The sequence below is a fragment of the Clostridium sp. CM039 genome (assembly GCF_055081075.1).
In genome coordinates this window covers 2,733,375-2,744,847 of sequence record NZ_CM143649.1, presented here as the reverse complement: position 1 = coordinate 2,744,847, position 11,473 = coordinate 2,733,375, and the positions used below count along the sequence as shown (strand labels likewise).

Below are 11,473 nucleotides of genomic sequence, written 5' to 3'. Positions count from 1 at the left end.
AATGACTAGCAAAGTGAAGAACGTAATATGGATGATATGGAAGAATGAACAAGAAGAAACATTTAAAGTAGGCGAATTAAGTAAAGGACCGGAAAAATATTATTTCAAATATGATATTGAGGGTGTTAAAAAGGCTGAAGCATATGGATTCTCTCCATTGCCGTGTTTTCCTATAGTAAATTCAAAGTATTTCAGCGAAGAATTATTTCGTTCATTTGTAACGCGACTACCATACCAGGGAGAAAAGGATATGACCTCTGTTTTAAAGGAATATAATATTGACGAATACGATGATTTAGAATTACTTGGAAAAAGCGGAGGCAAAATGTCAACAGACAGATTTGAATTTGTTTCGCCTTTTGATGAAGAGCGTATTGTTTTAGATAAAGAAGGTATTATCTCGGATGAGAAATAAAAACATCTAGACAAAAAGTGTGTAGGATGAAAAATATATTTTTCAGCCTACACATTTTTTGTTTTTCAAAATATGATAAGAAGTATAAGCAATTTTCAAATTTATAAAACTAAATACTTAAACAATATTATAAATTGTTCTCACAACATAGACTTATGAATCATAAAATGAAATGAGTAATAATTTGGGGTGGTATTTTGCTATACGTACTAATCTTAGCAGGTGGAAAAGGAACAAGACTTTACCCTCTATCTCGTGCACAAAACCCGAAGCAGTTTTTGAATATTATCAATAATAAGAGCTTTTTAAGAAGCACTGTGGATAGAATAAAATGTTTAGTTAGAAATGAAAATATTTATGTAGTTACAAATGAAGATTATTTTGATAAAATATGTGAGGAACTTCCAGAAATTAATAAAAAAAATATATTTGTGGAACCTAGTAATAAAGAAACTGCCACTTGTATAGGTCTATCCGCTGCCAAGCTAGTGAAGCAGGACAAGGAAGCAACCATGATAGTTTTACCTTCTGATCATTATATAGAAAATGAAAAGGAGTTTAAAGAAACTATTTTACAGGGAGTTGAAATTGCAAATAAAAAAAGAGGACTAGTCACCATAGGTGTACAGCCCACAAGACCAGAAACTGGGTATGGTTATATAGAAATGGGAGATAGGGTAAACGCTGATATGCCTACGTTCAAAGTAGAACGATTTTTAGAAAAACCTAATACCGAAGTAGCCAAGGATTTGCTCTTAAAAGGAAACTTCCTTTGGAATAGTGGTATGTTTGTATGGAGAGCAGATGTGTACTTACGAGAGATGGAGAAGTATTTACCTAAGATGTATAAAAGATTAATGACTATATATCAAGCTTTAGAGACTGATGAAGAAACCGAGGTAACAAAAGAACAGTACAATGAAATAGATGGAATATCAGTAGATTTTGGCATAATGCAGAAAACTAGAAAGGCATTTGTTATAAAATGTGACTTTGTATGGGATGACATAGGAACTTTTGCAGCACTTTCAAGGTTTCTAAGTAATTTACGAGGTAACAATGTATTGGGTAACACGTTTATGGAAGAGAGTGAAAATTGCTCAGTATTTGGTAAGGACAGACTTATAATTGGGTTTGGTGTAAAGGATCTTATAATTGTCGATGCAGGAGATGTAATACTCGTAATGGACAAGAATAAGGATCAGGAGATTAAGCATTTGGTTAATGAACTTAAAGAGTATGAAGAAACGGAAAAATATATATAATTTAATTTTAATAAGCCCCACCTATAGGGGGGGCTTATTGGTTACTTTATCCATACAAATTCATAGGGGTTTAGATCAATATTACCCTTTATTTCTCTGCCTGTAACTATGTCAATTCCCACAATATTAGGGTTGATTTTTACTGTTTTTGAGTCTACATTTACTATAAATGTTATCTTTTCTTTAGTATGGTCATTATATCTTTCTAATACAAATATATTTTCTCCTAAATCTAAAACCTCTTGAGATGCAAAAGGTGAAAATGCTGAATGTGTTTTTCTAATTTCAACTAATTCCTTTGTTCTATTAAATATAGCCTTTTTTCTTTCATCATTATCTAATTCATTAGATAGCTTGCTAAATTCAAGCTTTTCTCTATTAATTCTTCTATTTATTCCTGACGATTCTAAGCCCTTATAATCATTTCTTGATCCTAATAATGAATGATAGTATATAGCAGGTACTCCTACAAAAGATAGTAATATTGAAATTGAAGCTATTATCTTATTAACTTCATCCTCTAAAGTAATATCTTCATCTATATTTATAATAGCATCATTATAATTAATATTAAGTTCATATACCGACCTACTTCCATCCGCATTATTCTTATAAGAAACTCTTCCTCCATTTTTATTAACCTTATCTACTAAAACTTGTCTTTCATTATCAGTTAAGATTCCTTCTGTTGGTCTCATCCCTATTCCATCATGACTTGATAAGAAGTTAAAATATGTAGCTGTATCAGATACCTTATCTATAGTATTTGCCCACTCTGTTAACTTTTTAGAATTATGGGTTGTAAGAGTGTATAGTACTAGTGGTGGTAACGGAAATTGATATACCATATTTGCTTCATTACTCTTATCTCCAAAGTAACTTATATTTTCACTGTGAGGTACATTAGTCTCCGTTATTATTTGAGTGTTTTCTTTAAAGTAATCAAACAATAGTCTCCAAACCTCAATAACTGCATGGGTTTGAGGGAGATGCATGCAGTTTGTGCCAGACTGCTTCCATAAGAAACCTATAGCATCTAACCTTATTGATGTTGCGCCATTTCTAGCATAGTTTAATAATATATCTGTCATTTCTAATAAAACTGCAAAACATCCAAAGTTCACATCGATTTGGTCTTCACTGAACGTTGTCCATACTGTTTTTATTCCACTTTCGCCTTCATACTTATGGAATAATGGTGATGTTCTGGGCCTTATAACATTTTTAGTATTAAAATTATTATCTTCTTTTATAAAATAATTTTCGTATTTTTTTTCATTACTTAAGTAGCCCTTAAACCAGCTACTTGATTTAGAAATGTGATTAGCTACAAAATCAAACATTAATCTATAATCCTCAGATAAATTTTTTATACATCCCCAATCACCTAAATCTTTATTTATTTCCATATAATCAACCACAGAAAATCCATCATCAGAGGTATAAGTAAACATTGGAAGAATATGAATGTCTGTTATAGTGTTTCCTACCTTTTTATTTAAGAACTTCTTTAAAGTTCTTATTGTTGGAACCCCCTCCTCATAGATGCTATCTCCATAAGTTATCAAATATACATTTTTTTCTGAAATAGCATCTGCCTTTGTAAGTCTTATTTCTTCCCACTTATTTATCAGTTTTTCAATTTCATCTTTAAATTCATCTTTATATTCTGATCCATAAATAAACTTTAATTTTTCAACTACAGCGCTAGTTAATTCTAAATTATTCATAAAAACCTCCACTTCTTATACTATTATCTTTATAGTTACATATCCTCTAGGCTTAACTTTAATTTCTCCATTAACTTCTTCAATCTCTTTTTCATAAAGATTAGTTAACTTTATGGATTTAAATTTATCACAATATAAGTTAACCACTTCTTCACTATATCCTGGATTAAATAATCTTACTATAAACCCATCTTTCTCGTAGGATTCTTTACATACACTTTGTATTATATTTGCGTTATCTATTTTCATTAATGAATATTCATCTCCATTAACATCAAGATTTAATGGAATCTCAAACCTTTCTACTCTCTCTTCAAATAAATTCAGATTCTGCTTTTGGTAACTTGTATATCTTCCAATGAATTTGTCAACTTGTTTAAATAATTCTTCCGAGGAATCCCTTAGAGTTATGGCATATTCAAAATTCATTTTTTTGATCATTTGTGCATCTGGAGTGTAAACAACCTTATTGTTTATTCCAGAAGCTCTACCTGGTCTCCAGAGTAAATCATCACGTCCAAGTAACCCAACACTTCTAAATAGTGTTAATGCTATCTTTGAATTCTCTAGAATTTCATATTCTTTAATGCCCTTGGTAATAACCCCATAAGTATACTTTTCATCCTTTAACATAACCATATTCTCTAAGGCATATATTGGTACTGGTGCTTCTACAAATCCACTTTCTCTCCAGTTTTTTAGATATTTATTAGTATTACTTCTTTCAATAAAAGAGAATCCCTGGTCACTTAGTGAAGTTGAACTAACTACATTAGTATTTAAAACAACTCTTACTCTATGATCCTTTGCCGTATTATCTATATGATGCTTGATTCTTATAGTGGATTCACCATTTCTAAGCTCTATTTCTGTGTTTACAATTATCTCACAAGATTTATAATTAACTCCTCTATGCTGAATAATCATCTTGTTTATGTTCTTAGATTTTTTAACTTCTAAAAGAATAGCCTTACTTATAACTGTGCGTTCTCCATTTGAAGATGGAGAATAATCGTAAGAATCTCCACAATCTTCACTATCTTCAAAATAGAAGATGTCCGTAACTTCTTCACTTGTTTTTTTGTTTATTAATGTAATTTCATTATCCTTTAACCTTATTTTATAGAAGTTATTTTCTATTTCATGGTCCTCAATAACTTCTAGTATATTTTCACTGTTTATTTCACCTTCATTAACGATAAGGGTCTTATATCCCAAAGCTTTAAGCTCTTCATTTTTTATAATTACTTCACTTCTATAATAGCCAGGAAGCTCTATTTGAGTATCTCCATCAGCACTTGCCACTACTTGCTTTCCGCCACTTATATAATCTCTTTTAACTATATCAAACTCGGCCGAATTTCCTTCTATTGTATTTAAGTTAAAGTTTTTTTTCACACTAAATATAACTGTTTCAACATTTTCTACTGAGCTATAAACTTTAGTATTAAATAATACAACTATATTTTCATTTCTTACTTTTTTACTAATAGCTGTAGTAATTTGCTTTTTAATTACATTAATTAATCCTGAGCAAATCCTATCAGACTTCTCGATCCTATTTAAAATTCCTCTATTTGTAGCATCAGAATTACATCCACCTATACTATCATGAGCATGAACATCAAATAATGATTTCCACATTATATCTACCCATGGAGTTGGATATTTTAACCCTAAGGAGTTCCCTATAACAGCAAGTGGCTCTAATATATAAAGTATCTTATTTTCCACATCATAGTTAGCTTTTTTAATATCATACCTTTGAGATTTTATAGTATTATGTATCCTTGATTTTTGACAAGCTATTAGTTCTCCTTTTATCTCATTTTCAAAAGATTTATTCATTGTATCCTTCATAAAGTCTTCATAGTTAGACAATATAAACTCATACTTATACTGCTTTTCATTAAGCTCTTTTATAGTTTTTGGAAAATGATTTCTAACTAGAACTTGGTCTCCTCCTGCTGGCAATAATAGGTCATCTGAGCCCACATTTAAAGATTCCAACTTTTCTAACATTGGTATAAGTTTTTCTTCTATATATTTATCATCTGTAGTTAGAAATTTACCCGGGCCATAACCCAAGAAAATATTATTAGCCTTAACTCTTTCTCCATCAGGTGATGACCATCTAAAGTTTAAATTATCTTTTAAATCCTCTGTGTATACTCCTCTTTGAAGTATGCTGTCTTCTATATCAAAACCCCTAAAAATTGAAGGTAAATATTGATTTTGTCCAAATACATCGGGTAGATATCCTACCGTCATAGAGTGGCCAAATTTATTTCCTAGTCTTGTTCCATATAATAAGTTTCTTATTATTGATTCTTTATTTACAAGCAATGTATCAGTTTGAGTATACCAAGGCCCTACAAATATTCTTCTTTCCTTAATCAATTCTTCTAATTTCACCCTATCTTCTGGATAAAGCACTAAATATTCCTCAACTATTGATAATTGTGCATCTAATGTATAAGAATTAAATTCTGAGTCCTTTTCTAACACTTCAATAAGGTATGGAATGTTTTGGCTTAGCAGTACGTTTGAATCCTCTATTGTAAAGTACCATTCTCTATCCCAATGAGAATGTGGTACTATATATACCTTTTTCTTTTTATTCATATTCTCCTCCTAAATCATAATCACTAGTGAAAGAACTAAAAGCTATAAATATAGCTTTTAGTTCTTTTATTTATAAAGCTGTCTTTTTCTCGTGTTTTCTAATAATATGATATCTTATAAAAATATTAGCAAAAGCTATGAATAATACACCTACTATTAATCCTATTATGTAAGCCCATAAATTTTCTACTAAAGGCCATCCCCATATTGCTGGTAATGGATTCCATTGAACAGCGCCTAGCGCAACAGCTGTACATGAACCAATTATTGCACCAATTACATTGATTGGAATGGTTATTAATGGATTTTTTAACATAAATGGTATTGCGCCTTCACTAACTGCTATGAGCCCTAACACAATAGATGTATTACCAACAACTCTTAAGTTTTCATCAAATACTCTTCTTCCAACTATATATTTATCTAAAACTGTTGCAAGTCCAAGCCCTATTGGAGGAATTACTATAGATAATACTCTTCCTGTTAAAGGGAATATTTCATCTGCTGCAAGCCCCATAGCTATAGCACCTGCTGCCTTGTTTACTGGCCCTCCAAGGTCAAATGCTGTACAAGCTGCTATTATAGAAGTTAATATTAATGTACTTCCAGTATTAAAAGAAGCAATTAAATTTGATAACCAACCATTTAAACCTCCAAAGACAGGATCAATAACATAGAAATTTAGCACAAAAATAACAAATACAACTATACCTGGTAATAAGAACATTGGCTTCATTGCTCGAAGATCTTTTGGTAACTTGATCTTTTCATTTAAGAACTTGGTTAAGTAACCTGCGACTAAACCAAGAATTAAAGCACCTAAGAATCCTGAAGGTATCCCTCCTTTGATTTCCCAGAAGGTATAATGCAATCCACCGGCAAAAGCACCACCTATAAATCCTGGTACAAGACCCGGTCTATCTGCAATTGAATATGCTACATATGCTGCGAATACTGGATATATAAACTTAAATATTAATGCACCAAACTTATCTAAATAATATAAGAATACGTATAATTGATTTGCGCTTTCTCCTAATTTATTCAAGTTATCTATTTGACCTAGGCCCATAGCCCAAAGTTTTGCTATACCCATCATAAGACCAGCTGCAACTATAACTGGAATCATATAAGAAATACCAGTCATTATAGCTTCCATCATTCCAGATAAGAAGCCTTTTTTAACACGGCTATCCACAGAGGATTCTGATACAGCTCCACTCTCTACTTTGCCATCTGGATTTTCTAAAACTCTCACAATTAAACCCTTAGCATCCTTTAGTGGTTCTGCTACCTTTACCTTTACAAATGATTTACCATTGTATCTTTCAATGTTTTTAACGGCTATATCACAGGCAAATATTACTCCATCTGCATTTTTTATATCGTCCTGGCTATGTCTATCTTCTATACCGTTAGCGCCTTGCTTTTCAGTAAGCACTCTAACTCCCATTTCCTTACCGGCCTTTTCTAGTGCTTCAGCAGACATATATGTATGAGCTATTCCTGCTGCACAAGATGTAACAGCTAAAACTGTCTTATTATATTCTACAACTTCATTATTAACCTTTTTATAATCTAGCGCCGCTATAAACGCTTTAATATCTTTAGCCTTCTTTAAATTTGTGGTAAAGTCTTCATACATTAAAGCTGATGCAAGTTCACCTAACAATTTTAAGTGAGTTGAGCCTTCTTCTGCTTTGGGGATAGCTAATAAAAATACTAATTCAACATCATTATTTTCCGTTACACTTTCCCAATCATTTATAGGACTTTCTAACCTAGCCACTGCAAAAGCTGCTTTATTTACTGAAGTTGATTTACCATGTGGTATTGCAACCCCTCTTTCTAGTCCTGTTGGAGACTGTGATTCCCTCTCCATTACAGTTTTAAAAAATTCTTCTTTTGATGAAAGTATACCTTGATCATAAAGTTTGTCTATTAGTTTTTTTATAACTTCTTCTTTTTTTAAAGATTTTTGATTTAAAATGATTAATTCACTATTAGTCATATTTTTTAAATCCATGATCATTCTCCTTTATCATTTTATATATGAGGGCTTATTGATTTGTGAAATCTTTTACATTTACAAGATAATTATTACATAAAGAGATAAAGTTTTGTTATACAAAGAAAGTATAATTTTACTTTTCCGCATTATGATGTGTATAATGTAATTATAATATTCGTTATAAAACATCATAAAAATTGGAGGTATTATATTTGAGTGTTGTTGTTAACTATTTCGCTGATAAGTTAAATTACTTAACTTATGCTGAAAAACATATTTTCTATTACATAGACTCAAAATTAGAAAAGGCAAAAGAACAATCTCTTACCAAGATGGCTGAAGAAAACAATGTCAGCAATACCACTATTGTTAGAATGTGTAGTAAACTTGGACTATCTGGTTTTTCAGAGCTTAAATATATATTAAAAAATATTGACATACCATCTACTCCTAACATATATAACTATATAGGTGTAATTAAAAACAATATCAATCACTCTCTTGATAAATTATCTATAGGAAACATTAATAAACTAGTCAAAATGATAAAAGGGTCTCAGAAAATCATTATAGTCGCTGTTGGCCTCTCAAAGCCCATGGGTGAATATTTTTCAAAACTATTAATGCAGTCCAACAAGAGTAGTTTCTATATATATGAATCTCAGATAATTGATCTTTTAGATAAAAGTTCAACCCATGATGATTTGATAATTTTTATATCAAACAGTGGAGAGACTCATACATTAACTACTATTGCTGAAAAACTAAGCTATAGGAATTTTAAAACTGTTGCTATTGTTAATACTCCTGATTCTACTTTATCTAAACTTGTAGATATTTCTATAAATGCTTATTCTGAAAAAAACAATTTATATGGTTATGATATAACAGCACGCTCTACTCTTTTGGTTATTATTGACATAATTTTTGCTTATTATATTAATAACACAAAAATAACATAAATAAGGAAAATTGATGATGTAATTAATCTATATAAGCCAATATTAATACGAAATTAAACCCTCTTAATTAAATAAGAGGGTTTAATTTCATTTAAAATGGAAGTCATCTACGGAATAAGTGGGGTGGATTTTAAAGCGAAGATAGCTTGCTATCATCGTTATTATCGAATTTTCCGTTAGCAATCATTATTTTTTTGTCAGCGAATGTAGCTACTTTTGATGAGTGAGTAACGATAATTACACATTTGTCTTGCTGCCTTGCCAGTTCTAAAAAAATCTTCATTATGCCTTCTTCTGTGTCTTTATCAAGGTTACCTGTTGGCTCATCAGCTAAAATTATATCTGGATTATATGATAATGCTCTTGCTATTGCAACTCTTTGCTGTTCACCACCAGAAAGCTTTAGGACTCTACGCTTTGATTTTGTTTCATCAAGTTCTAAATTTGATAACATATTTAGAGCAATTTCATTTTTATTTTCTAGTTTCTTTCCAGATACATCAAGTGATAATACCACATTTTCCTGTGCTGTCAGTTGAGGCAACAAATTGTATCCTTGAAATATAACTCCCACCATTCGGCTCCTATATTGGTATTTATCTATTTTTTTAATATCTTTACCATCATATAAAATCTTCCCTTCAGTTGGAGTAGTTAACCCCGATAATACAGATAAAAGTGTACTTTTACCTGCGCCTGATTTTCCAATAATTGCATAGATTTTGCCCTTTTCAAATTCAAAATTAATATCATTTAAAATCTTTTGATTATTACCATCATAAGAATAAGACAAACTTTCAAGTTTTAATATACTCATATACCTCTCCCCCTAATTCCTATTTGACAATATCTTAAGCGGTTCATAGCGTAAGATAAATATTGTTGCTCCACAACTACTAATTATTGTAAGTAGTATACCAATTCCAATTAACTGCAATATTACATTAATATCAGTTACTGCTGTTATATTTTTAATATAGCTGACATCGTTATTTTTTGAAGAATTTCGAATTTGAACACTTCCTCCAGCTTGACCCATTCCCGGTCTTCCAAAATTTTCATTTTGGGTGGATTGCTGTGTTTGAGCTGATGTTACTTGGCTTTCAAGTAATGTGTTTGCAATTGGTACAGAAGCTATTGCTCCAATTGATGTCCCAATAATTATTGCAACAAAAGTAACTAAAAATAGCTCTATAACAAACTGAAATGCAACTTTTATTTTCTTCATTCCAATAGCAGTCAATACTCCTACCTCATATTTACGTTCACGAATATTGAAAATGTTAAGTACAACTAAAATCGTTCCACCGATTATAAAAACAAGTAAAAGAAATATGTCTGCGAATTTGTTTAAATTTTTAAGTGGAACTAAGCTTTGCTCGTAATTGGTTACATCTTCTGATGTAACCGTATAGTCTTTGGATAGTCCAAGTGATACCACATCAGTTTTAAAGTTATTAAATTGTTCTATATTTGAAAAAGAATATATACCACTAGTTTGGTATCTTAAAGCTGTTGTAGTTTCGTTTTCATTCTGATCAGTAGATTTTTGCGCCTTATTTTCTGAGTTATTAGTAATTGCTTTTAGTGTGTTGTAGTTTGTATAAATATAATTTGCAGGATCCTGCGATGCGGAAAATCTCATCATTTTATTATCGCTTGTAGCGGTTGTGCTATAAATGCCCTTTATGGTGAGTTCATATGTTTCCGTACTTAAATTAGGGTTTGATAACTTTATTTTATCACCAACCTTTAAATTGTTAAAAGTTGATAGTGTATCACTTATTAGGCAGGAGTTATCTGCTTTATCAAATGAAAAAATTCCACCGGATGCAATTTTATTTGTACCATTTACAAATGATGTCATCGCATTTTCTGTGTTATATCCCCTAATTGTGAAATCACCCTGTTGCCCCATACCTCCAAAGTCTTTTTTGTCACTAGTGACAACTTTAAATCCATTTGTATCTCCGGTTGTCGTGGTCTCAGTTTCAGTGTATGGCTCGATGCCATCACTTTTTGAAATAGAACTTTCTAATGAGTAATTAAAATCTTTAACATAGCTTGAATTTGAGTATTTTTGCATTTCAGCTAAGGTAATAGCCGGATTGTTTTGCATAAGCTGACGTAATGCCTGTCTGTCATTCTTAGCTTGTTCTTGGATTTTTGTCATGTCCACTCCAATTGTGGCTGTAATTGATAAGTCTTTTAGTCCCTCATTCTGGGCAGTTTTTGCTGCTTGTTTAATAGATAAAGCAACACAGCTAGAAACTGCGATTACAAGCGCAATAATTCCTATTAAAATATTTCGACCTAGATTTCTCGAAATATTTTTAAGTGCATTTTTGAAAATATACATAGTGACTAATCATCTCCTTCTTTAATTCTAATTATATTTAACAGTTGTGATGTTTTTGTGAGCTTAAATAAAAAAATCTGCTTAACGCCTAAGCGTTAAGCAGATT

8 protein-coding genes are annotated in these 11,473 nt (G+C 31.0%); 3 read left to right on the top strand and 5 right to left on the bottom strand.

All coding sequences use genetic code 11. The annotated features are described in order from the left end of the window. Nucleotide 1: 1 nt before the first annotated feature. Both ACWJJ2_RS12740 and ACWJJ2_RS12735 read left to right on the top strand, forming a co-directional pair. The gene (locus tag ACWJJ2_RS12740) at nucleotides 2-415 is read left to right on the top strand and encodes a hypothetical protein (RefSeq protein WP_216303320.1); all 414 of its coding nucleotides are present in this window, start codon (nucleotides 2-4) and stop codon (nucleotides 413-415) included. Between the two features lie 197 nt (nucleotides 416-612). Beyond that, nucleotides 613-1,680 (top strand): mannose-1-phosphate guanylyltransferase, encoded by a 1,068-nt coding sequence (locus ACWJJ2_RS12735; protein ID WP_216303321.1) that lies wholly within the window; start codon nucleotides 613-615, stop codon nucleotides 1,678-1,680. Nucleotides 1,681-1,721: 41 nt separating this feature from the next. Here the strand turns inward: ACWJJ2_RS12735 and ACWJJ2_RS12730 are convergent, their stop codons facing one another. The 3 genes from ACWJJ2_RS12730 to ACWJJ2_RS12720 form a co-directional block, all read right to left on the bottom strand. Beyond that, nucleotides 1,722-3,410, bottom strand: a complete 1,689-nt coding sequence (locus tag ACWJJ2_RS12730; RefSeq protein ID WP_216303322.1) for a sugar phosphorylase — start codon at nucleotides 3,408-3,410, stop codon at nucleotides 1,722-1,724. 15 nt (nucleotides 3,411-3,425) lie between these two features. Then, nucleotides 3,426-6,035, bottom strand: a complete 2,610-nt coding sequence (locus ACWJJ2_RS12725; protein ID WP_216303323.1) for a glycoside hydrolase family 38 N-terminal domain-containing protein — start codon at nucleotides 6,033-6,035, stop codon at nucleotides 3,426-3,428. A gap of 70 nt (nucleotides 6,036-6,105) precedes the next feature. Then, the gene (locus ACWJJ2_RS12720) at nucleotides 6,106-8,061 is read right to left on the bottom strand and encodes a fructose-specific PTS transporter subunit EIIC (protein WP_462953374.1); all 1,956 of its coding nucleotides are present in this window, start codon (nucleotides 8,059-8,061) and stop codon (nucleotides 6,106-6,108) included. Between the two features lie 197 nt (nucleotides 8,062-8,258). Here ACWJJ2_RS12720 and ACWJJ2_RS12715 point away from each other — a divergent pair, with 197 nt between their 5' ends. Then, nucleotides 8,259-9,008: a MurR/RpiR family transcriptional regulator gene (locus tag ACWJJ2_RS12715; RefSeq protein WP_462953373.1), complete on the top strand. Its 750-nt coding sequence runs from the start codon at nucleotides 8,259-8,261 to the stop codon at nucleotides 9,006-9,008. A gap of 130 nt (nucleotides 9,009-9,138) precedes the next feature. On the opposite strand, the gene ACWJJ2_RS12710 is transcribed toward ACWJJ2_RS12715, so the two are convergent. Continuing rightward, a complete protein-coding gene (locus tag ACWJJ2_RS12710) occupies nucleotides 9,139-9,825 on the bottom strand; it encodes an ABC transporter ATP-binding protein (protein WP_216303326.1) in 687 nt (228 codons plus the stop codon). Nucleotides 9,826-9,837: 12 nt separating this feature from the next. Further along, the gene (locus ACWJJ2_RS12705) at nucleotides 9,838-11,367 is read right to left on the bottom strand and encodes an ABC transporter permease (RefSeq protein ID WP_216303327.1); all 1,530 of its coding nucleotides are present in this window, start codon (nucleotides 11,365-11,367) and stop codon (nucleotides 9,838-9,840) included. Nucleotides 11,368-11,473 lie beyond the last annotated feature (106 nt).

What these genes read in the sequence shown, in the direction of transcription:
- ACWJJ2_RS12740 (WP_216303320.1), top strand. Translation starts at nt 2, where the DNA reads ATGACTAGCAAAGTGAAGAACGTAATATGGATGATATGGAAGAATGAA.
- ACWJJ2_RS12730 (WP_216303322.1), bottom strand. Translation starts at nt 3,410, where the DNA reads ATGAATAATTTAGAATTAACTAGCGCTGTAGTTGAAAAATTAAAGTTT.
- ACWJJ2_RS12725 (WP_216303323.1), bottom strand. Translation starts at nt 6,035, where the DNA reads ATGAATAAAAAGAAAAAGGTATATATAGTACCACATTCTCATTGGGAT.
- ACWJJ2_RS12720 (WP_462953374.1), bottom strand. Translation starts at nt 8,061, where the DNA reads ATGGATTTAAAAAATATGACTAATAGTGAATTAATCATTTTAAATCAA.
- ACWJJ2_RS12710 (WP_216303326.1), bottom strand. Translation starts at nt 9,825, where the DNA reads ATGAGTATATTAAAACTTGAAAGTTTGTCTTATTCTTATGATGGTAAT.
- ACWJJ2_RS12705 (WP_216303327.1), bottom strand. Translation starts at nt 11,367, where the DNA reads ATGTATATTTTCAAAAATGCACTTAAAAATATTTCGAGAAATCTAGGT.